This window comes from Microbacterium sp. SY138, from assembly GCF_039729145.1.
Taxonomy (GTDB): domain Bacteria; phylum Actinomycetota; class Actinomycetes; order Actinomycetales; family Microbacteriaceae; genus Microbacterium; species Microbacterium maritypicum_A.
The window spans coordinates 3,300,123-3,320,844 of the sequence record NZ_CP155793.1 but is presented as its reverse complement, the minus strand read 5'-3'; the positions used below and the strand labels follow the sequence as shown (position 1 = coordinate 3,320,844).

The 20,722-nt window shown below is 68.8% G+C and carries 19 protein-coding genes; 10 read left to right on the top strand and 9 right to left on the bottom strand.

Annotation, left to right across the window (positions count from 1 at the left end; all coding sequences use genetic code 11):
* Positions 1-82: 82 nt before the first annotated feature.
* Entirely contained in the window at positions 83-1,153 is a 1,071-nt protein-coding gene (locus ABDC25_RS16035) for a LacI family DNA-binding transcriptional regulator (protein ID WP_084487349.1), read from the top strand.
* Entirely contained in the window at positions 1,150-2,283 is a 1,134-nt protein-coding gene (locus ABDC25_RS16030; protein WP_347123614.1) for a glycerate kinase, read from the top strand. Before ABDC25_RS16035 ends, ABDC25_RS16030 begins: the two co-directional genes overlap by 4 nt.
* Before the next feature lie 81 nt (positions 2,284-2,364).
* On the opposite strand, the gene pgm is transcribed toward ABDC25_RS16030, so the two are convergent.
* Complete coding sequence (pgm, locus tag ABDC25_RS16025) at positions 2,365-4,008, bottom strand: phosphoglucomutase (alpha-D-glucose-1,6-bisphosphate-dependent) (RefSeq protein WP_021200016.1); 1,644 nt, start codon at positions 4,006-4,008, stop codon at positions 2,365-2,367.
* 79 nt (positions 4,009-4,087) lie between these two features.
* Here pgm and pheA point away from each other — a divergent pair, with 79 nt between their 5' ends.
* Positions 4,088-5,038, top strand: a complete 951-nt coding sequence (gene pheA / locus ABDC25_RS16020) for a prephenate dehydratase (protein ID WP_029259873.1) — start codon at positions 4,088-4,090, stop codon at positions 5,036-5,038.
* Positions 5,039-5,121: 83 nt separating this feature from the next.
* On the opposite strand, the gene ABDC25_RS16015 is transcribed toward pheA, so the two are convergent.
* Entirely contained in the window at positions 5,122-5,331 is a 210-nt protein-coding gene (locus ABDC25_RS16015; RefSeq protein WP_021200014.1) for a hypothetical protein, read from the bottom strand.
* A gap of 125 nt (positions 5,332-5,456) precedes the next feature.
* Entirely contained in the window at positions 5,457-6,503 is a 1,047-nt protein-coding gene (locus tag ABDC25_RS16010; RefSeq protein ID WP_347123611.1) for an LLM class flavin-dependent oxidoreductase, read from the bottom strand.
* Positions 6,504-6,556: 53 nt separating this feature from the next.
* On the opposite strand from ABDC25_RS16010, the gene ABDC25_RS16005 reads away from it, so the two are divergent.
* The gene (locus ABDC25_RS16005; RefSeq protein ID WP_347123609.1) at positions 6,557-8,287 is read left to right on the top strand and encodes a sodium:proton antiporter; all 1,731 of its coding nucleotides are present in this window, start codon (positions 6,557-6,559) and stop codon (positions 8,285-8,287) included.
* 81 nt (positions 8,288-8,368) lie between these two features.
* Here the strand turns inward: ABDC25_RS16005 and ABDC25_RS16000 are convergent, their stop codons facing one another.
* From ABDC25_RS16000 to ABDC25_RS15980, 5 genes are all read right to left on the bottom strand, one after another.
* The gene (locus ABDC25_RS16000) at positions 8,369-9,793 is read right to left on the bottom strand and encodes a dicarboxylate/amino acid:cation symporter (RefSeq protein ID WP_029267686.1); all 1,425 of its coding nucleotides are present in this window, start codon (positions 9,791-9,793) and stop codon (positions 8,369-8,371) included.
* A gap of 214 nt (positions 9,794-10,007) precedes the next feature.
* Positions 10,008-10,244: a helix-turn-helix transcriptional regulator gene (locus ABDC25_RS15995; protein ID WP_021201318.1), complete on the bottom strand. Its 237-nt coding sequence runs from the start codon at positions 10,242-10,244 to the stop codon at positions 10,008-10,010.
* The gene (locus ABDC25_RS15990; RefSeq protein ID WP_347123607.1) at positions 10,241-11,014 is read right to left on the bottom strand and encodes a hypothetical protein; all 774 of its coding nucleotides are present in this window, start codon (positions 11,012-11,014) and stop codon (positions 10,241-10,243) included. The genes ABDC25_RS15995 and ABDC25_RS15990 overlap by 4 nt, the downstream gene beginning before the upstream one ends.
* Positions 11,014-11,649, bottom strand: coding sequence for a hypothetical protein (locus tag ABDC25_RS15985; protein WP_021201316.1), 636 nt, complete (start codon positions 11,647-11,649; stop codon positions 11,014-11,016). Before ABDC25_RS15985 ends, ABDC25_RS15990 begins: the two co-directional genes overlap by 1 nt.
* Positions 11,649-12,278, bottom strand: a complete 630-nt coding sequence (locus ABDC25_RS15980; RefSeq protein WP_021201315.1) for a hypothetical protein — start codon at positions 12,276-12,278, stop codon at positions 11,649-11,651. The genes ABDC25_RS15985 and ABDC25_RS15980 overlap by 1 nt, the downstream gene beginning before the upstream one ends.
* A gap of 205 nt (positions 12,279-12,483) precedes the next feature.
* Between ABDC25_RS15980 and ABDC25_RS15975 the strand changes: the two genes are divergently transcribed.
* From ABDC25_RS15975 to ABDC25_RS15960, 4 genes are all read left to right on the top strand, one after another.
* A complete protein-coding gene (locus ABDC25_RS15975) occupies positions 12,484-15,018 on the top strand; it encodes an ATP-dependent Clp protease ATP-binding subunit (RefSeq protein ID WP_021201314.1) in 2,535 nt (844 codons plus the stop codon).
* 99 nt (positions 15,019-15,117) lie between these two features.
* The gene (locus ABDC25_RS15970) at positions 15,118-15,618 is read left to right on the top strand and encodes an amino-acid N-acetyltransferase (protein WP_021201313.1); all 501 of its coding nucleotides are present in this window, start codon (positions 15,118-15,120) and stop codon (positions 15,616-15,618) included.
* A 68-nt stretch (positions 15,619-15,686) separates the two neighbouring features.
* The gene (locus tag ABDC25_RS15965) at positions 15,687-16,337 is read left to right on the top strand and encodes a hypothetical protein (RefSeq protein ID WP_021201312.1); all 651 of its coding nucleotides are present in this window, start codon (positions 15,687-15,689) and stop codon (positions 16,335-16,337) included.
* A 352-nt stretch (positions 16,338-16,689) separates the two neighbouring features.
* A complete protein-coding gene (locus ABDC25_RS15960) occupies positions 16,690-17,100 on the top strand; it encodes a hypothetical protein (protein WP_021201311.1) in 411 nt (136 codons plus the stop codon).
* Between the two features lie 28 nt (positions 17,101-17,128).
* Here ABDC25_RS15960 and radA read toward each other — a convergent pair whose 3' ends face one another.
* Entirely contained in the window at positions 17,129-18,496 is a 1,368-nt protein-coding gene (gene radA / locus ABDC25_RS15955; RefSeq protein ID WP_021201310.1) for a DNA repair protein RadA, read from the bottom strand.
* A 100-nt stretch (positions 18,497-18,596) separates the two neighbouring features.
* Between radA and ABDC25_RS15950 the strand changes: the two genes are divergently transcribed.
* Positions 18,597-19,316: a helix-turn-helix domain-containing protein gene (locus ABDC25_RS15950; protein ID WP_021201309.1), complete on the top strand. Its 720-nt coding sequence runs from the start codon at positions 18,597-18,599 to the stop codon at positions 19,314-19,316.
* Complete coding sequence (locus tag ABDC25_RS15945; protein ID WP_021201308.1) at positions 19,303-20,718, top strand: cytochrome ubiquinol oxidase subunit I; 1,416 nt, start codon at positions 19,303-19,305, stop codon at positions 20,716-20,718. The genes ABDC25_RS15950 and ABDC25_RS15945 overlap by 14 nt, the downstream gene beginning before the upstream one ends.
* Positions 20,719-20,722: the final 4 nt, after the last annotated feature.

The following is a 20,722-nucleotide window of genomic DNA, read 5'->3' as shown; positions in this document are numbered from 1 at the left end:
ACCGCGGATCCGGGCCGACTGCCGTGCATCCACCCGACGTCCGTACCGGCGGGCGCATGTGTCGGGAAGTAGGATCTGGGTCATGACCAAGCCCGCAACGTCCGCGGAGCGGCCGTCGCCGACGCGGTCTCCGCGCCACGCCCGGGGGCCGGCGCCCACACTGCACGACGTCGCCCGAGAAGCCGGGGTCTCCCTGGCGACAGCTTCCCGGGTGCTCAACGGTTCCGAGCGCCGAGTCGCCGAGTCGTTCCGGGAACGCGTCGAATCAGCGGCGGAGAAGCTCGGATACACCGCGAACGTCTCGGCCCAGTCGATCGCCCGCGGCACATCACCGGTCGTCGCCCTCCTCGTCGCCGATATCGCCGACCCCTACTTCGGGTTGATCGCGTCGGGTGTGGCCCGCGGCGCCGACGAGGAGGGCCTGGTCGTGACGATCGCGATCACCGAGCGCGACCAGGCGCGTGAGGCACGGATCGTGCGTGCGCTTCGCGGGCAGCGGCCGCGAGGTCTGATCCTCGCCGCCTCGCGCACACAGGAGCCCACGGAGACCGAGACCGCGCAGGAACTCGCGGAGTTCGTCCGCCTGGGCGGCCGGGTCGTGGCGTTCGGGCCGGACGGCGAGGGCGAGCGTCGAATCGAGATCGACAACCGCGCCGGGGCGGAGGCGCTCGGCCGACGGATGGCCGAGCTCGGGTACCGTTCGGCGATCGCGCTCGGGGCGGCGGCCGGAGTCCGGACCTCGGATGATCGTCTGGCCGGCTTCCACGCCGGGTTCGAGGCGGCAGGCGGTGCGGTCGAGAGCGTGCGACGGGGTGACTTCCGCCGGGAGTCGGGGGCGGCCCAGATGAGAGAAGCTCTCGTCGACGGCATCGAACCCGGCACCCTGATCTTCGCGATCAGTGACGTGGTGGCCCTCGGTGCGATGTCCGCGATCCGTGAATCCGGGCGCGAGGTCGGCAGCGACATCGCGGTCTGCGGGTTCGACGACGTGCCGGCGAGCAGTGACGCCACCCCGCGGTTGACGACCGTGCGCGTGCCGTTGAGCGAGGTCGGATATCAGGCTTTCCGCGCGACGGTCGATGCGGAATGGGAGCAGGCGCCCCTGCCGCTCGAGATCATCGTGCGCGACAGCACCCCGGGGATCACCCGGTGACGCGGGTCGTGCTGGCCCCGGACAGCTTCAAGGGCACGATCACGGCGGCGGATGCCGCGACGGCCCTCGCCGACGGCTGGGCGACGGTCGATCCCACCGCCGAGTTCGTGCACCGGCCGATGGCGGACGGAGGCGAGGGCACGGTGGCTGCGTTCGAGGCGGCGGTGCCCGGCGCCGTGCGGATGCCGATCACGGTCGACGGACCGGCCGGCGAGAAGATCGACACCTCCTGGTTGCTGCTCCCGCCGACGCGCGATGCCCCGGCGGGCACGGCCGTGATCGATCTCGGGTCGACCTCCGGGATCGAATTGCTGCGCGAGCTGCGTCCGTGGGATGCCGACACGACCGGTCTGGGGCAGGCACTGGCCGCGGCTCTCGACCATGGCGTCTCGCGACTCGTCGTCGGCATCGGCTCCAGCGCCTCCACCGACGGTGGCACCGGGATGCTCTCGGCGCTCGGTGCAGTGTTCCTCGATGCCGCAGGGGCGCCGGTTCCCCGCGGCGCGCGGGGACTCGACTCCATCGCATCCGCGGATCTGACCGCCCTGCGCCCGGCACCCGAGGTGCGCGTGCTCACCGACGTCACCAATCCGCTCACCGGTCCGCGCGGTGCCGCCGCGGTGTTCGGCCCGCAGAAGGGCCTGCGATCGCCGGACGACATCGCTCGCGTCGACGACGGGCTTCGTCGTCTCGCCGCGCTGCTCGGCGTCGATCCCGCGGGCGAGGGCAACGGTGCGGCCGGGGGCACGGGCGCTGCGCTCGTGGTCTGGGGAGGCGTGCTCGCTCCCGGTGCCGCCGAGGTGGCCGACCTCATCGGCCTCGACGCCGCGATCTCCGGCGCCGACGTGGTCATCACGGGGGAGGGTTCGTACGATGGGCAGTCGGGTGACGGCAAGGTCCCCTCGTTCCTCGCCGGACTCGCCGCCGTCGCGGGGACCGACGCGATGCTCGCGGCCGGTCGGATCACCCCGGACGCCGACACCGCGCTGTTCGCGGCCACCGCCTCCCTCACCGGTCTGGCCGGATCGTCAGAGGCTGCGCGCGCCGAACCCGTGCGCTGGCTGCGCGTCGCAGGTGCCGATCTGGCACGGGCCGCGCAGGATCGAGCGCGCAGGAGCGTGCGGGGCTGAGCCGAGAAGCGTCCCGACCGTCGGCCCTCCGGACCGCCGGCCCGCCGACCGTCGGCCCTCCCTCCGACGGTCGGAGCCCGCTCAGCCTTCGAGGGCGGCGGAGACCACGGCGCGCGCCTCGGCCTGCACCTCGGCGAGGTGCTCCGGGCCGCGCAGGCTCTCGGCGTAGAGCTTGTAGACGTCTTCGGTGCCCGACGGGCGGGCGGCGAACCAGGCATGCTCGGTCTGCACCTTGAGGCCCCCGATCGCCGCGCCGTTGCCGGGCGCATGCGAGAGCTTCGCGGTGATGTCCTCGCCCGCGAGCGTGGTCGCCGTGACGGCCTCGGGGGCGAGCTGGCCGAGCGTGGCCTTCTGCTCGGGCGTCGCCGGGGCGTCCACCCGCTGGTACGCGGAGGCACCGAAGGCGGTCTCCAGCTCGCGGTACCGCTCCGACGGGGTCTTGCCGGTGACGGCGATGATCTCGGCAGCCAGCAGACACAGCAGGATGCCGTCCTTGTCGGTGGACCAGACCGAGCCGTCCTTGCGGAGGAACGAGGCCCCGGCCGACTCCTCGCCACCGAAGGCGACCGAGCCGTCGAGGAGTCCGGGCACGAACCACTTGAACCCGACCGGAACCTCCAGCAGACGCCGTCCGAGCGACTCGGCGACCCGGTCGATGATCATCGACGAGACCAGGGTCTTGCCGATCGCGGCGTCGCGCGGCCAGCCGTCGCGGTGCGAGAACAGATAGTCGATGGCGACCGCGAGATAGTGGTTCGGGTTCATCAGTCCGGCGTCGGGGGTCACGATTCCGTGCCTGTCGGCGTCGGCGTCGTTCCCGGTGAGCACGTCGTACGACCCCTTCTTCGCGACCAGGGAGGCCATTGCCGACGGTGAGGACGGATCCATCCGGATCTTCTCGTCCCAGTCCAGCGTCATGAAGCGCCACGTCGGATCGACCTCAGGGTTCACGACGGTCAGGTCGAGGTCGTGCATCTCGGCGATGAGTGCCCAGTACTCGACGGAGGCTCCGCCGAGCGGGTCGGCGCCGATGCTCACCCCGGCGCTGCGGATGGCGTCGATGTCGATGATCGACGGCAGGTCGCGCACGTAGGCGTCTCGGAAGTCGTAGCCGGTGAGGGCATCCCAGTCGATGTCGGCGAAGCGCTCGAGCTTCACGCCGTCGAGTCCGGCGGCGATGAGGGCGTTCGCGCGGTCGGCGATCCAGCCCGTGGCGTCGGTGTCGGCGGGGCCGCCGTGCGGCGGGTTGTACTTGAAGCCGCCGTCGCGCGGAGGGTTGTGCGAGGGGGTGACGACGATGCCGTCCGCGCGGCTCGGGTCGTCGGCCGCCTTGCCGCGGTTGTAGGTGAGGATGGCGTGACTGAGCGCCGGAGTGGGCACCCACGAGTCGCGGGAGTCGACCCGCACGTCGATGCCGTTCGCCAGCAGCACCTCGATCGCGCTGCGCTCGGCGGGCAGCGACAACGCGTGCGTGTCGCGGCCGAGGAAGAGCGGGCCGGTGATGCCCTGCGCGTCGCGGTAGTCCACGATCGCCTGCGTCGTGGCGAGGATGTGATTCTCGTTGAAGCTGTTCGACAGCGAGGAACCGCGATGACCGCTGGTGCCGAACACGACGCGTTCCGCGGGAACCTCGGGGTTCGGCGTGCGGTCGTAGTAGGCGGCGATCAGTTCGTCGACATCGATCAGGTCACTTTCCTCCGCGGGGAGGCCGGCACGGCTGGTCATCCTCTCAGTCTGCCCCCTGTTCGGCGGGACCGCATCCGAGAAGTCGCCCGGACGAGCCGTCGGCCCGCCGAGGGCTAAGGTGAAACCCGTGACTGAACGCCGTACCTACAGCTATCTCGGCCCTGCCGGAACCTTCACGGAGGCGGCGCTCGATCAGGTGGCCGAGGCCCGCGGCCAGAACTGGCGCCCCGTGCACAACGTGGGCGAGGCTCTGGCCGACGTGCTCGAGGGTCGGAGCGACGCCGCGATGATCGCAATCGAGAACTCGATCGAGGGCGGGGTGTCCACCACGCAGGATGCTCTGGCCACGCTTCCGGGGCTGCGCATCATCGGCGAATATCTCGTGCGGGTGAACTTCGTGCTGGTCGCTCCGCGGGGGACGACGCTCGACCAGGTCGAGGTGATCGCGGCGCATCCGGTCGCCTACGCCCAGTGTCATGGGTGGCTCGGCGCGCACCTGCCGTCGCACTCGCACGTTCCCGCGTCGAGCAACGTCGCCTCCGCGATCGGCGTCCTCGACGGCACGCTGCCCGCGCAGGCGGCCATCGCGGCACCCGGCATCGTCAACCACTACGACGTCGAGGTGCTGGCAGACGGCATCGGCGACAACGCGCAGGCCGTGACCCGCTTCGTGCTGGTCACCCGCACGACCCGTTCGCCCGAGCCGACCGGTGCCGACAAGACCTCGCTGATCGTGGAGCTCCCGCACGACCACCCCGGTTCGCTCCTGGAGATGCTCGAGCAGTTCTCGACCCGCGGCATCAACCTGTCGCTCATCGAGTCGCGGCCGATCGGCGACGAACTCGGGCGCTACCGATTCGTGATCGACGCCGACGGACACATCGAGCACGAGCGCATGGCCGACGCGCTGCTCGGCATCCGTCGATTCAGCCCTCGTGTGGTCTTCCTCGGGTCGTATCCGCGCGCGGACCGGCAGATCGTGCAGTACCCCGACCGCTACTCCGATGACGTGTTCGTCGAGGCGCGCGACTGGCTGCGCGGCATCCTCTCCGGCGAGCCGGAAGCCTGACGTCACCCGCCCGCTGCGCGCCATCCCCGTGCGGGACCCGGGCGGATGCCGTGGTCCAGTGCGGGTGGTTCAGTGCGGGTGGTTCAGTGCTCCTGGAAGCGCGGCCAGTCGCTGCCCGGAGCCATATGGGAGTGCAGAGCACCCTTCGCGGAGGCCAGGCTCGGGTAGGTTCCGGTCGTCGCATCCGATCCGACCATCGTGACCGTGTAGCCGTCCTCGTCGTGGCGGATGCTGCCGACGACACCGTTGCGTCCGTAGGCGACCCAGAGGGCGAGAGTCTTGGTCGTGCTCATCGTCGAACTCCTTCTGCTGCTGCCGACAGTGCGTTCGCCGAAGGGGCCGCGCCCCTGTCGTCGGCACTGGTCGTGACGCTACGCCTGTGCCGCCGGGAAAGCCAGGGGTTGACAGGCGCGCGACGTCAGCTGCGAAGTGCGGCGGAGATCAGTTCCAGTGTCTGTGCGCGACCAATCGGTGCATCGTTCGCCTCGGCGTCGTAGGCGCCGGCGACGGGGGAGAGCATGACCTCGTCGACGCCGTAGCGCTCGGCGAAGGAATGCAGCTCGGCGGCGACGCTCTCGCCGGTGCCGACGAACCAGCGCGAACGGGCGGCCCGCACGACCTCGTCGGTGGCGGCATCCGTCACGGCCGCCGCCGCCTGCTCGACGGTCTCGAGAGCGGCGAGCGGCTGGTTCAGCCGCAGCCGTGCCATCATCCGCAGCTGGGGGAGTGCACGGGCCTCCGCTTCCTCCTGCGTGGGCGCGGCGACCGCGTTCACGGTGAGGAACGTGCGCGGCTCCGGGTGCTCCTCACTCGGACGGTAGCCGGTGCGGTACAGGTCGAGCGCGCGCTCGAGGCCCTGCCCCGAGAAATGGTTGGCGAAGACATAGGGCAGCCCGTGCGAGGCGGCGAGCTGCGCGGAATAGTCGCTCGACCCGAGCAGCCACACCTCGGGGGTGCCGGTCGCGGCCGGCGTCGCACGCACCGTGTACTCCCCACCGGAGGTGAAACGCAGCTCAGCCCCGTCTGCCGACAGCAGGGCCGCGATGTCCTGCACGTGGCGGGGGAACTGCTCGACGTCGCTGGTGGTCCCCGAGCCGCGCAACAGCTGCGTGATCACCGGGTCGCTTCCCGGTGCCCGGCCGAGGCCCAGGTCGATGCGTCCCGGCGCGATCGCTTCGAGTGCCGCGAACTGCTCGGCGACGATGAGCGGTGCGTGGTTGGGCAGCATCACGCCGCCAGAGCCCAGACGCAGGCGCGAGGTGCGGGTGGCCGCAGCGGCGATCAGCACCGGGGGAGTGGTCGATGCCACCGACGGCATGTTGTGGTGCTCGGCGAACCAGTAGCGGCGATAGCCGAGACGGTCGGCAGTCTCCGCGAGCGCGAGGGAGGCGGCGATGGCCTCCGCGCTGGTCTGGCCGGTGCGCACCGGGACGAGGTCGAGGACGGAGAGAGCTGTATCGGACATCCCCAACCACAACGCGCACCTGAGCGCCTCCATTCCCCCGATACCGTGGGGGCATGGAAGCAGGCATCTTCTACGTCCTCGTCGGGTCCGTCGCGATCGCCGCGTTCGCACGCTGGCGAGGCTGGCCGGCCCCGCTGCTGGTGACGATCGTGGCGCTCGCCGCATCCTTCCTGCCCTTCGTGCCCGACCTCGACATCGATGGGTATGTGCTCCTGAGCCTCGTGCTGCCGCCGCTGCTGTACTCGGCCGCGCTCGATGTGTCGTTCGTCGGATTCAAGCGCAGCCTGCCGCAGATCCGCCGGCTCGGGATCTGGCTGGTGCTTCTCACCGCCGTGGCCGTCGGCTTCGTCGCATGGTGGATCCTGCCGTCCCTCACCCTCCCCGGCGCGCTGCTCCTGGGCGCGATCGTGGCTCCGCCGGACGCGGTCTCCGCGGCGGCGATCGGTCGTCGGCTCGGGCTGCCGCGACGCATCATGACCGTGCTCTCGGGCGAGAGCCTCATCAACGATGCGACCTCGCTCACGCTGTACCGCGTCTTCGCCGCGATCCTCGCGGGCGCCACCGTCTCGATCTGGGGCGGCATCTGGCAGTTCCTGGTGGCGGTCGGAGTGGGTGTGGCCGTCGGTCTGGTGTTCGGGATCGTCCTGCACCAGCTGCGCATGCGCATCAGCGATCCCGTGGTGATCGGCACGTTCGGACTCCTCGCGCCGTTCGGGGCTTATGCGATCGCCGAGCATCTGCTCGGATCGGGCGTCCTGGCGGTCGTGGCGATGGGGCTGTACGTCGGCTACAACTCGCCGCGCACCGACTACACCACCCGCCAGCAGGAGAAGCCGCTGTGGCTTTCGGCCGACCTGCTGCTGGAGAGCTTCGTGTTCGCCTACATCGGGCTGCAGTTCCCCCGTGTGCTCAGCGACCTGGGCAGCGAGTCGGTCGGGCAGATCCTGCTGCTCTCCGGGGCGGTGCTGCTCGTGGTCGTCATCGTGCGGCCGCTCTACATCTATCCGACCAGTGCGTGGGCGAACTTCCAGGACCGCCGCAAGCTCGAGCGCTGGGATCGTGGTGTCGAGTCCGGCGAGTTCGAGAAACGGCATCAGAAGTCGCGGCGCTGGGGCAATTACACCGCCGACGAGCTGCGCAGTCAGATCGTGCGCGACCGGATGGCCGGACTCACGCTCACGTGGAAGGACAGTGCCGTCATCTCGTGGGCCGGCATGCGCGGCGTCGTGACGCTGGCGATCGCGGTGGCCGCCGCCGACCTCGCGACCCTCGACGCGCAGGCATCGCACGCCATCGTCGTGGTGGCCTTCATCGTCACCGTCGGAACGCTGCTGATCCAGGGTCTGACCCTGCCTCTTCTCATTCGCAGCCTCGGCATCGCCAGCGATGTCGACGAGGAGGAGGATGAGGCGGCGCTCGCCGAAGTGCGCGCGAAGAGCCGAGAGGCCGGCAAGAAGTTCCTCGCCGAGAAGCGGGTCGAGTGGGAGGCGAAGTACGGCGAGGTCGACCTCCGGGTGTTCGATGCCTTCACCAAGCGGATGACACGGGTCGAGAAGGACACCGACGAGGCGCAGAAGGTGGAGGATGCCGCGAGCCGACCCTCCTACGAAGACCTCGTTGCCCTGTCGAAGGGGTGGCTGCAGGTGCGTCGCGACATCCTCCTCGCGGAACGCGACGCGGGCAACCTCGATGAGGAGGTCATGCGCGAGCTGATCGCCGCGATGGACGCCGAGGAACTCGCTCTCGACACCCGCGGCGCCACGCGCCAGGAGGGCCGCGCCTGATCCCCTGACCGCTTCGATGCTCGAACGGCAGAGCGCCTCGCCCCACGAGGGGACGAGGCGCTCTGCCGTTCCGCGGCGAGGTCAGCGGGCGCTGACCGGTTCCTTGTCGGCGGAGGCATCCGCTTCGGGAGCGTCGTCGTCTCCGGAGTCGTCGGCGAAGGGCAGGCCCTCACGCGGCGCGTTGTAGAGCTCCTCGTTCAGGATGCCCTCGCGCTTGGCGACGATCGTCGGGATCAGCGCCTGACCGGCGACGTTGACCGCCGTGCGGCCCATGTCGAGGATCGGGTCGATCGCGAGCAGCAGCCCGACGCCCTCGAGCGGCAGCCCCAGGGTCGACAGCGTCAGCGTGAGCATCACCACAGCACCCGTGGTGCCGGCGGTGGCGGCCGAGCCGACGACCGAGACGATGACGATCAGCAGGTACTGCACGAAGTTCAGCTCGATGCCGAAGAACTGCGCGACGAAGATCGCGGCGATGGCCGGGTAGATCGCGGCGCAGCCGTCCATCTTGGTCGTCGCGCCCAGCGGCACGGCGAACGAGGCGTACGAGCGGGGCACACCGAGGTTGCGCTCGGTCACGCGCTCGGTGAGCGGCAGGGTGCCGATCGAGGAGCGGCTGACGAAGGCCAGCTGCACGGCGGGCCAGACGCCCGAGAAGTACTGCTTGATCGAGAGGCCGTGCGTGCGCACGAGGATCGGGTAGACCACGAACAGCACGAGGGCCAGACCGATGTAGACGGCGGCGGCGAACCAGCCGAGGGAGGCGAGCTTCTCCCAGCCGTACTTGATGACCGCAGAGCCGATGAGGCCGAACGTGCCGAGCGGGGCGATGCGGATGATCCACCACAGCACGCGCTGGATGACCTTCAGCAGCGACTCGGTGAAGACGAGGAACGGCTCCGCCTTCTTGCCGGCCTTGAGTGCGGCGATGCCGACGACGGCCGCGACCACGATGACCTGCAGGATGTTGAAGCCGACGCTCGACGAGAAGGTGCCCTCAGCCGCTCCGGGGTTGGTGCTCACGGTGAGGCCGAGGAAGTTCTGCGGGATGAGCCCGAGCAGGAAGTTCCACCAGGTGCCCACGGTGTACGGGTCGCCCGGTTCGAGGCCCTCACCGGCGCGGTTGCCGGGCTGGATCACGAGGCCGAGGACGATGCCGATGATCACGGCGATGAACGCGGTGATCGCGAACCACAGGATCGTCTGGCCCGCCAGGCGTGCGGCGTTCTGCACGCGACGCAGGTTCGAGATGCTGGCGACGATCGCTGTGAAGATCAGGGGGACCACGGCGGCGCGCAGCAGCGTCACATACGAGTTGCCGATGGTGTCGAGTGTCGCGGACAGCCCGGTCGGGTTCTCGGCGGTCGCGCCGAGCTGGCGGCCGATCAGACCGGCGGCGATGCCGAGGACGAGAGCGGCGAGGATCTGGAAGCCGAACGAGGTCAGCAGCTTCCGGACCGGTCCGCGGGTATCAGGCGCCTTCTGGGCGCGTGCGGTGGTGCTCATGAGGGTGGGGACTCCAGAATCGCGGCGCACCGTGTGCGCGCCATGAGGCCCAACGCTATGACTCCCTGAGAATTCCCTGGGTGGATATGACGAAGGATGACGTTGTGAGCCGGAATCCGTTCGGTGCGGCGGGGAGGCCCGGTTCCGGTCGCACTTCCTGCCGCCTGAACGCGCCACGGGCGGCAGGAACTGCGACCGGCGGGAGCGTTCCCCGTCAGCGCGGGGCGAGCACCAGCAGCTCGCCGACCTCGCAGTCGAGGGCCTCGCAGATCGCGCGCAGCGTGGAGTAGCGGATGGCACGGGCGCGGTCGTTCTTCAGCACCGACAGGTTCACGATGCTCACCCCGACCGCGGCGCTCAGCTCGGTGAGCGTCATGCCGCGTTCGGCGAGCAGCTCGTCGAGTCGGCAGTGGATGCCGGTGAACTCGTCGTCGCTCTCCGCCGGGCTCACACCAGTCCCTCCGTGTCCTTCTCGAGAACCGCCTTCTCCTGCTGCAGTTGCGCCCTTTCCTGCTCGAGACGTGTGCCCTGACGGAACACGGCGGCGAGAGCGAGCAGCCCGAGCGCGCCGACGAAGGGGAGCGGCGTGACGGTCAGTTGGTAGAACGATGGGTACCACTCGCTGTCCGGTGAGAAGACCTCGCGAAGGCCGGCTGTGGCTGCGATACCGCTCAGGAGGTCGGCCGCCACGCCGAACACGAGCACGGCGATCGCGCCGCCGGTGAGGCCACGCGTCACGGAGCGTGAGAACGCGCGGCCCCGCAACGTCTGGAAGCAGATGACCGCCACGATGACCGCGGGCATGGTGGCCAGAGCAAGGCTGCTCAGTTGTGCGGACGCCGCGAGCAGCCGGAGCTCCAGCGACGCCTGGCCGACAGTGAACTCGGAGAGCTGCTCGCTGCCACAGGTCAGCATCGTCGTTGCGCTGTCACCGAACTCCGAGCACGCCAGACCGGCCGGCCAATCCAGATACACGTGGGTCTGACCGTCGAACTCCGCCCAGGGGACGGTGAACGCCTTGAAGATGTAGATCACAGCGCCCACCGCCGACATCAGGATCCACCACCCGGAGAGCGTGAGTGCCGCGTCGAGCGCGATCGTGCGGCTGCCCCTCCGGCGCCCTCTCCACACGACGACACCGAGGATGACCGCGATCACCGCGAGCGCGATCCCGATGTTGAGCAGGGACGGCCACACCTCGTCCGAACCGAAGCTGAGCATCAGACGAGTCCTTCCGTTTCCTTCTCGAGCGCGAGCTTCTCGTTCTGTAACCGGATGCCGCGGCGGAATGCCACCGCGATCAGACCCACCGTCACCCCGGTGGCGAAGATCGGCGCGACGCTCCAGAACTCGATCGGATGCACCGGTTCCCCGTCGCCGATGCCGAGAGCGGAGGTGACGCCGTTGCGGCCCATCGTCTCCAACATCACGATCAGGATCGGAGCGCCGACGAGCGTCCAACCGATCACGTCGAAGGCTCGCGCGTTCGGACGGACGAAGAAGCGTCCGCGGAGGAAGTTCCAGGCGACCAGCGTCACCGCCGCGATGACCGCGACGGCCGCGAGAGCCCACAGCGCGATGGCGGCGATGATGGCCGTGACCGAGGCCGCGTTCACCCCGTCGGCGATGACCATCGCCTCGTCCGCGAACCCCTCGATCGAGATGGCACCGGAGTCGGTCGTGGCGGAGATCGGCTGCTGGTCGATCGGGACCGTCCAAGCGATCCCGGTCTCGCGGAAGGTGCTGCCGACGCGCAGAACGGTGGCGAGCCCGACCGTGACCAGCGCCACGGCGGCGTACAGGATCACGGTGATCGCATCCGCCTTCTCGGAGCGCGCGTTGGTGGTGCTGGTCATCAGACGAGGCCTTCCGTGTCGCGCTGCAGACGCTGACCGATCTCGAAGGCGCCGGCGACCACCGCGAGCGCGAATGCCCAACCGAGTGGAGCGAGGTCGATCGACATCTCGAATGTGGGGACTCCCGCGGATGCGAGGTCCAGCTCGTAGGCGATCTCGCTGAACGCGTTGGCGCGCACGGCCTGGCTCAGCAGACCACCCGCCATGACGGTGATGGCTGCGACGCCGATCCCCCAGGTGGCCGCCGTGCCGAAGGGGCGGCCGATGAAGAGACGGACGCACAGCCACGCGACCGCGATGCACAGCACGATCGGTCCCAGGACCGCCAGTCCGTCGGCGATCGCGAGCAGCAGGCGGGGAGACAGGCTCAGGCCCACGGTCGTGAGCGTGACGGTGTCGTACTGCGCTTCGGAGATGTTGGAGGATGCCGCGAGCACCGCGGGTGCGTCGACCGACCGCAGCCGCATCGATGGAATCGTGATCGCCGGGCTCGTCACGAGGACGGCGGAGCGGATGCTGACGCCGACCAGATCGACCACGGCTATGGCCCCCGCTACTCCGGCGATGACGCCAAGGACGGTCTTCTCCACCAGGCTCGCAGCTCTGGTCGCCGTCGGTGCCTCGGTCATTTCGTCCCCCTCCTGCACGGTCCGCTCCGGACTCGTTGTTATCGACAGTCGTTAACATAACGACTGTCGATAACTCGGTCAACCCCCGGTATGCCCACGGCGAACACGGGCATACGTGCCCCGCACGGTGGTTACTCTCGATGTACAGGCGCAGAGAACGCCACAGGTGTCAGCGCTTCGCCCCGTGCGAATAAGGAGTCACAGCATGTTCGAGAGATTCACGGACCGAGCCCGTCGAGTGGTCGTCCTCGCCCAAGAAGAGGCGAAGATGCTCAACCACAACTACATCGGGACCGAGCACATCCTGCTCGGCCTCATCCACGAGGGTGAAGGCGTCGCTGCCAAGGCCCTCGAGAGCCTCGGCATCTCCCTCGACGCCGTGCGCGAGCAGGTGCAGGACATCATCGGCCAGGGTCAGCAGCAGCCGACCGGGCACATCCCGTTCACCCCGCGCGCCAAGAAGGTGCTCGAGCTCAGCCTCCGCGAGGCTCTGCAGCTCGGCCACAACTACATCGGCACCGAGCACATCCTGCTCGGCCTCATCCGCGAGGGTGAGGGCGTCGCCGCCCAGGTGCTCGTCAAGCTCGGCGCCGACCTCAACAAGGTTCGCCAGCAGGTCATCCAGCTGCTCTCCGGAGCTCCCGGTCGCGAGCCGGCTTCCGTCGGTGCGCAGACCAACGACTCGCCGGCCGGCACCCAGGGTGGTTCCGCGGTGCTCGACCAGTTCGGCCGCAACCTCACCCAGGCCGCGCGCGACAACAAGCTCGACCCGGTGATCGGGCGCGAGAAGGAGGCGGAGCGGGTCATGCAGATCCTCTCCCGCCGTTCCAAGAACAACCCCGTCCTGATCGGTGAGCCCGGTGTCGGCAAGACCGCCGTCGTCGAGGGGCTGGCCCAGGCGATCGTCAAGGGCGATGTGCCCGAGACGCTGAAGGACAAGCAGCTCTACTCGCTCGACCTCGGCTCGCTCATCGCCGGTTCCCGCTACCGCGGTGACTTCGAGGAGCGCCTGAAGAAGGTCACCAAGGAGATCCGCACGCGCGGCGACATCATCGTCTTCATCGACGAGATCCACACCCTCGTGGGTGCGGGTGCCGCCGAGGGCGCGATCGACGCGGCCAGCATCCTGAAGCCGCTCCTCGCCCGTGGCGAGCTGCAGACGATCGGTGCGACCACGCTCGACGAGTACCGCAAGCACTTCGAGAAGGATGCCGCGCTCGAGCGCCGCTTCCAGCCGGTGCAGGTCAACGAGCCCACGCTGCCGCACGCGATCAACATCCTCAAGGGACTCCGCGACCGTTACGAGGCGCACCACAAGGTGCAGATCACCGACGGCGCCATCGTGGCCGCGGCGAACCTCGCCGACCGCTACGTCTCCGACCGGTTCCTCCCGGACAAGGCCATCGACCTGATCGACGAGGCCGGCGCACGCCTGCGTCTGTCGATCCTGTCGAGCCCGCCCGAGCTGCGCGAATTCGACGAGAAGATCGCCGCCGTGCGCGAGCAGAAGGAGATCGCCTCCGAGGAGCAGGACTTCGAGAAGGCCGCCGCCCTCCGCGATGAGGAGAAGAGCCTCCTCGCCGAGCGTCTGCGTCTCGAGAAGCAGTGGCGTGCGGGCGACGTCGCGACCTCCGCGGTCGTCGACGAGGGTCTGATCGCCGAGGTGCTCGCACAGGCCACCGGCATCCCGGTCTTCAAGCTCACGGAAGAGGAGTCCAGCCGACTCGTCTTCATGGAGAAGGCCCTGCACCAGCGCGTCATCGGTCAGGAAGAGGCGATCGCCGCCCTCTCCAAGACGATCCGTCGCCAGCGTGCCGGCCTCAAGGACCCGAAGCGTCCCTCGGGCTCGTTCATCTTCGCCGGTCCCACGGGCGTCGGAAAGACCGAACTCGCCAAGGCTCTCGCCGAGTTCCTGTTCGACGACGAGGCTGCGCTGATCTCGCTCGACATGAGCGAGTTCGGTGAGAAGCACACCGTCTCGCGTCTGTTCGGTGCCCCTCCCGGATTCGTCGGATTCGAAGAGGGAGGCCAGCTCACCGAGAAGGTGCGGCGCAAGCCGTTCAGCGTGGTCCTCTTCGACGAGATCGAGAAGGCCCACCCGGACATCTTCAACTCGCTGCTGCAGATCCTCGAAGAGGGTCGACTCACCGACGGTCAGGGTCGGATCGTGGACTTCAAGAACACGGTCATCATCATGACCACCAACCTCGGTGCACGCGACATCGCGGGCGGTCCTGTCGGCTTCCAGATCGAGGGCAACGACTCGACCAGCTACGACCGCATGAAGGGCAAGGTGAACGAAGAGCTCAAGCGGCACTTCAAGCCCGAGTTCCTGAACCGTGTCGACGACATCATCGTGTTCCCGCAGCTCTCGAAGGAGGAGCTGGTGCAGATCGTGGATCTGTTCACCAAGCGCCTCGGCGAGCGTCTGCTGGACCGCGACATGACGATCGAGCTGTCGCAGGCCGCCAAGGAGCGCCTCATCGAGATCGGGTTCGACCCCGCGCTCGGTGCCCGACCGCTGCGTCGCGCGATGCAGCACGAGGTCGAGGACCGTCTCTCGGAGAAGATCCTGCACGGTGAGCTCAACTCCGGTGACCACGTGAAGGTCGACGCGAAGGACGGGCAGTTCCTCTTCGAGCACGGCCCGCGCGACGGCGGCCCCGTCGCGGTCGGCGTCAACACCGGCGGCGGCGCGATCGCCGGCACCCCCGACCTGGCGGTCGCCAGCGGGGAGTGACCTCCGGTCGATTCATGAGAAGGGGCGGATGCTGCGGCATCCGCCCCTTTCCTGTGTCCGGTACAGGTGCCGCCGGGTCTCGGGTTCTAGGCTTGTGGTGTGAGCGAGTACATCGTCCGACCGGCGCGCAGCGCTGACATCGTCGGCATCCGCACCCTGCTGCAGCCGCTCGTCGAGCAGCGCATCCTGCTCGGCAAGGATCTGGCGGTGCTGTACGGCGCCGTGCAGGAGTTCGTCGTGGCAGAGGCCGACGGGGTGCTGATCGGGTGCGGTGCCCTGCACGTGATCTGGGAAGACCTCGGCGAGGTGCGCACCCTGCTCGTGCGCGACGACTGGCTGCACCACGGCGTCGGACGTGCGATCGTCGACCGCCTCGAGGAGAACGCCAGGATGCTCGGCCTGACCCGCCTGTTCTGCCTCACCTTCGAGGTGGAGTTCTTCGGACGACGCGGCTACACGCCGATCGGTGAGCAGGTCGTCGACCCCGACGTGTACTCGCAGCTGTTGCGCAGCGGTGACGCGGGTGTCGAGGAGTTCCTCGATCTCGCGCACGTGAAGCCGAACACCCTCGGCAACACCCGCATGCTCAAGGTGCTCTGACACTCCTTCGCCGGTCCGTGCCGAGGGGCCTCCCCGGGTCGTGGCAGAGGATCGCTTAGCCTGGAGACATGCCTCGTCCTTCCGCCGCCGTGTACCGTCGTCGGCGACTGGTCGTCCTGATCGCGCTCGTGCTGGCCGTCGCCGCCATCGGCATCGGAGCGTGGCTTCTGATCGCGCGACCGTGGGCTGCCGCAGGCACGGCGTCCACCCCGTCTCCGACGCCGTCGACATCTCCCTCGCCCTCCTCCAGCTCCACCGCTGACGGAGAGTCGCCGACCCCCGATCCGTCCGCCGAGCAGACTCCGGCGGTCGCGCCCTGCGAGGCGGCCGACATCGAGGTCGCGGCCGTGACCGACGCCGAGACGTACGCAGCCGGCGTGCTGCCGAAGCTCTCGATCTCGCTCACGAACAAGGGCACGAAGGACTGCACGATCGACGTGGGATCGACGACCCAGTCCTTCACCATCTCCAGCGGTGCCGACGTGTGGTGGCGTTCGACCGACTGCCAGGAGAACCCGAGCAGCATGATCGCCACGCTCACGGCCGGCACGACCGTCACGAGCAAGGACCCGGTCACCTGGGATCGCACGCGTTCGAGCGTCGAGACCTGCGCGCAGGAGAACCGACAGCGGGCACCGGGCGGGGGAGCCTCGTACCACGTCGAGGTCTCGATCGGCGGGTTCACGAGCCCGTCGAGCGCGCAGATCCTGCTCTACTGAGTCGTGCCGGATCGCGCTCCGCTGAGTTCGAAGGGATCCCGGTGAACCTCGTCGGAAATCGTTGCGAATCGGCGGATCTCGCACGAAACGGAGCGACATCGGCGGTCATCCCCCCGCGATGCTGACATCCGTGGGTCTTTGGGATACCATAGAAGCGACTCTCCGCATTAGCGGCACCAAGCCATCCCCAGTGGCGTCGAACTACAGCGTCCCCAGCGCTTCGACACCGCCGCCCGAGAGTCCGAGGGCCCTCTCGAGTACCCCAGTCCCCAATGTGGGACTCGAGAGGGCCCCAATCGTATCCACGGCCGAATCGGTGCTCTGCGCGTTGCGCCGTGAATAAGCTGGACACATGGCAGCGAAGAAGGCGAAGTCCGCGAAGAACAAGCCCGCACCCGAGGACTTCCGGTCGGATGCTCTGGCACAGGCCCTGGAGAAGCAGGACGTCGCCGCGGTCGCTCTCGCTCTCCGTCACGGCACCACCGTCGTGCCGCTGATCAAGCCCGGGGCGCGTGACAACCCGCTCGACAGCGGCGAGGTGTGGACATACCGTGACCCGAAGACCGGTGACCTCGCGCTGCTGCTGTTCAGCGACGCGAAGAACAAGCCGGCCAATCTGCCGCCGGGCGTGGGCATCTACAGCGCGGAGTGGCTGCGGAAGTTCCTGGCGGCGCATCCGATCACCACGGTCTTCCTCGACATCGCAGGGCCCCACCCGATGCAGGCGGACCCCGCCGAACTGCTCAAGGCGCTCGACGCCTGAGACCAGCCTCCCGTCGGCGCGGTACCGGTCAGAACGGCGGGATGTCGCGGTCGGCGCGGCGTGAGGTGTTGCGCGCCCGCACATCGCCGAGCGCGGCGCGGAGCGTCTTCGAGCGATCGTCGACCACCTGCTCGTAGCCGAGACGCGCAGCCTCGGACCGCCGCTGTGCCGCCTGGGTCACCGGACGGATCTCGCCCGCGAGACTGAGCTCGCCCACCGCCGCGACGGTGCGCGGCACCGATATCTGTTGGATGGAACCGGCCACGGCGATGGCGATCGCAAGGTCGGCTGCCGGTTCGGTGAAGCGCACGCCGCCGACCGTCGACACGTACACGTCGAGGCTGCCGGTGGGCACGCCTGCGCGCCGTTCGAGGATCGCCAGCACCATCGCCACCCGTGAGGAGTCGAGGCCGTGCACGATGCGGCGAGGATTCGGTGCGTTGCTGGGAACCGTCAGCGCCTGCACCTCGACAGGGAGCGCACGTCGTCCTTCGAGCGAGATCGCGACGCAGGTACCCGGCTCGGTGGCCCCTTGCGAGAGGAACAGCCCCGAGGGGTCGGGCACCTCGGCGATGCCGTCTCCGGTCATCTCGAAGCAGCCGACCTCGTCGGTGGGGCCGAAGCGGTTCTTGAGCGCGCGGATGAAGCGCAGCGAGGTCTGTCGGTCGCCCTCGAAGTGGCAGACGACGTCGACCAGGTGCTCGAGCACGCGGGGACCGGCGACCTGACCGTCTTTCGTGACGTGGCCGACGATGATGATCGGCAGATCGCGGTCCTTGGCGATGCGGATCAGGGTGGCCGCGACCTCGCGCACCTGGCTCGGCTGCCCGGCGGCACCGTCGATCAGTGACGACGAGACGGTCTGCACCGAGTCGACGATCACCAGCTGAGGCTTGACCTCGTCGATGTGGCCGAGGATCGTCGCCAGATCGGTCTCGCTGGCGAGGTAGAGCTCGTCGTGCAGGGCGCCGGTGCGTTCGGCGCGCAGGCGCACCTGGCCAGGGGACTCCTCGGCGCTCGCGTAGAGCACGCGCCGCCCGCCGCGCGCGGCCTGGGCGGCGACCTCGAGCAGCAGCGTCGACTTGCCGACGCCCGGCTCTCCGCTGAGCAGGATGGCGGCGCCGGGCACGATGCCGCCGCCGAGCACACGGTCGAACTCGCCGACGCCGCTCGAGCGCCGCGGAGCATCCTGCGTCGTGATCTGCGTGATGGGCCGAGCGGCACGGTCGGCCGTCGGGGCGACGGGGCCGACGCGACGGAGGATGCCGGTCTGCGCCGCCTGTTCCTGCACCGTTCCCCACTGCTGACACTCGCCGCAGCGGCCGACCCACTTCGCGGTCGTCCACCCGCATTCCGTGCACACGTACGCGGGAGGAGCGGGTTTCCGGGTGGCCATGCCCCCAGGCTATCGCCGGCATCAGACATCCCTATCGGCCAGGTGTTTATTCACGGCCATACCTCTCGGCAAACTCGCAGCGTCGCGGGATACTGGGTTCATGGCCAACGGCGGGCCCGTGTGCGGGCCGATCTCGAGCTACTCCCGGGTGCAGATCCTGCACTTGCTCTTCGAAGCGGGAAGTTCGCAGACCCGAGGAGAGCTCTCGATCACCGAACTGTGCGACGCCACAGGGCTCCACGCCAACACGGTCCGCGAGCACCTGCAGCGCCTGATCGAGGGCGGCTACGTGATCCCCACGATCGAGCACCGCACCACGAGAGGGCGGCCGCGCACGCTGTACAGCGCCGCCACCGGGGCGCCGGGAGCTTCCAGTCCGGTGGCGCGGGACAAGGCCAAGGCCGCTGCGCGCCGTGGGGACCTGATGCGGAGCATGCTCCCGGATGCCGTGGCGTCCGGACTCGGCCGAGAAGCCACCTATCAGCTCGACGCGCTCGTGGAGCACCTCGAGGAGAGCGGCTTCGAGCCCGTCCTCGACGACCGTCGCCTCACCGTCGACCTCAGCCCGTGCCCGCATGCCGCCGGACGATCGGAAGACCGCCCGATGCTGTGCCGCGTGCACCTCGAACTCATGCAAGGCGTCCTGAACGAGGCAGGCGGACCACTCGAAGCCGAGTGCGTACGCGATGCTGTCCTCCCGTCGGACTGCACCGTGCAGCTGCGCGACACCACCGCGCCGCTGGTCGAGGGAACGGAGCCGCCGCGTCACCGCACGACGCAGCGGCACCACAGAACAGGAGTCGTGCATGGAATGGCTTGATCCGCTCGCTCTGGCCCGATGGCAATTCGGGCTGACGACCGTCTACCACTACCTCTTCGTGCCGCTGACGATCGGCATGGCGCTGGTCGCCGCGATCTTCCAGACGGCGTGGGTGCGCACCGCGAAGGTGCAGTACCTGCACCTGACCCGCTTCTTCGGCAAGATCTTCCTGATCAACTTCGCCATGGGCGTGGTCACCGGCATCGTGCAGGAGTTCCAGTTCGGCATGAACTGGTCGGACTACTCCCGCTTCGTCGGCGACGTCTTCGGTGCTCCGCTCGCATTCGAGGGACTATTGGCCTTCTTCTTCGAGGCGACCTTCATCGGGTTGTGGATCTTCGGCTGGGACAAGCTCCCGCAGAAACTGCACCTCGCCACGATCTGGTGCGTCTCGATCGGCAGCATCCTTTCGGCGTACTTCATCATCGCCGCCAACGCCTTCATGCAGAACCCGGTGGGCTACACGTTCAACGAGGCGACCAACCGCGCGGAGCTGACCGACTTCTGGGCGCTGCTGACCAACCCGGTCGCGCTCGCCGCGTTCCCGCACACGATCTTCGGCGCGTTCATGTTCGCCGCCGGTGTCGTCATCTCGGTCTCGGCCTGGCACCTGTCCCGCGGTCAGCACTTCGACACCATGCGCATCTCGCTGAAGTTCGGGCTGTGGGCCATGATCGTCTCCACCGCGGGCGTCGTGCTCACGGGCGACCAGCTCGGCCTCGCGATGTACGCCGCGCAGCCGATGAAGATGGCCGCCGCCGAGGCGACCTTCAACACCGTGTGCGGGCCGGATGCCTCGTTCAGCATCTTCACGCTCGGCACACCGGACGGCAGCTCGGAGCTGTTCTCGATCCGCGTGCCGTATCTGCTCTCGCTGCTGTCGACGCACACGCTCGACGCGTGCGTGCACGGCATCAACGACCTCAACGCCGAGTACGCACAGACGTACGCCTCCACCGGTCTGACCGACTTCGCCCCGATCCTGTGGATCACGTACTGGGCCTTCCGCTGGATGATCGGCCTGGGCATCGCCGCAGCGCTCGTCGCCGTCGCGGGCCTCTGGGTCACCCGCAAGGGCGCCAAGAAGCCGGTCGCACCGTGGATGTGGAAGGTCGCGATCTGGTCGTTCCCGCTCGCGCTGGCCGCCAACATCATGGGCTGGGTCTTCACCGAGATGGGAAGACAACCCTGGATCGTGTTCGGGCTGATGACCACGCAGGACGGCGTCTCGCCGGGCGTCAGCGGCCTCGAAGTGCTGATATCGCTCATCGCGTTCACGGCGATCTACGCGGCGCTCGCCGTCGTCGAGATCCGCCTCATCATCCGGGCCGCCCAGAAGGGGCCCGACACCGAAGAGAAGCCGCATGACGAGACGGCCCAGCTGCCGTCGGTCGTCTACTGAGAGG

Coding starts and splice junctions, on each gene's coding strand:
- ABDC25_RS16035 (WP_084487349.1), top strand. CDS start 83: ATGACCAAGCCCGCAACGTCCGCGGAGCGGCCGTCGCCGACGCGGTCT.
- pgm (WP_021200016.1), bottom strand. CDS start 4,008: ATGACCAGCCGTGCCGGCCTCCCCGCGGAGGAAAGTGACCTGATCGAT.
- ABDC25_RS16015 (WP_021200014.1), bottom strand. CDS start 5,331: ATGAGCACGACCAAGACTCTCGCCCTCTGGGTCGCCTACGGACGCAAC.
- ABDC25_RS16010 (WP_347123611.1), bottom strand. CDS start 6,503: ATGTCCGATACAGCTCTCTCCGTCCTCGACCTCGTCCCGGTGCGCACC.
- ABDC25_RS16005 (WP_347123609.1), top strand. CDS start 6,557: ATGGAAGCAGGCATCTTCTACGTCCTCGTCGGGTCCGTCGCGATCGCC.
- ABDC25_RS16000 (WP_029267686.1), bottom strand. CDS start 9,793: ATGAGCACCACCGCACGCGCCCAGAAGGCGCCTGATACCCGCGGACCG.
- ABDC25_RS15990 (WP_347123607.1), bottom strand. CDS start 11,014: ATGCTCAGCTTCGGTTCGGACGAGGTGTGGCCGTCCCTGCTCAACATC.
- ABDC25_RS15985 (WP_021201316.1), bottom strand. CDS start 11,649: ATGACCAGCACCACCAACGCGCGCTCCGAGAAGGCGGATGCGATCACC.
- ABDC25_RS15980 (WP_021201315.1), bottom strand. CDS start 12,278: ATGACCGAGGCACCGACGGCGACCAGAGCTGCGAGCCTGGTGGAGAAG.
- ABDC25_RS15975 (WP_021201314.1), top strand. CDS start 12,484: ATGTTCGAGAGATTCACGGACCGAGCCCGTCGAGTGGTCGTCCTCGCC.
- ABDC25_RS15965 (WP_021201312.1), top strand. CDS start 15,687: ATGCCTCGTCCTTCCGCCGCCGTGTACCGTCGTCGGCGACTGGTCGTC.
- ABDC25_RS15960 (WP_021201311.1), top strand. CDS start 16,690: ATGGCAGCGAAGAAGGCGAAGTCCGCGAAGAACAAGCCCGCACCCGAG.
- radA (WP_021201310.1), bottom strand. CDS start 18,496: ATGGCCACCCGGAAACCCGCTCCTCCCGCGTACGTGTGCACGGAATGC.
- ABDC25_RS15950 (WP_021201309.1), top strand. CDS start 18,597: ATGGCCAACGGCGGGCCCGTGTGCGGGCCGATCTCGAGCTACTCCCGG.
- ABDC25_RS15945 (WP_021201308.1), top strand. CDS start 19,303: ATGGAATGGCTTGATCCGCTCGCTCTGGCCCGATGGCAATTCGGGCTG.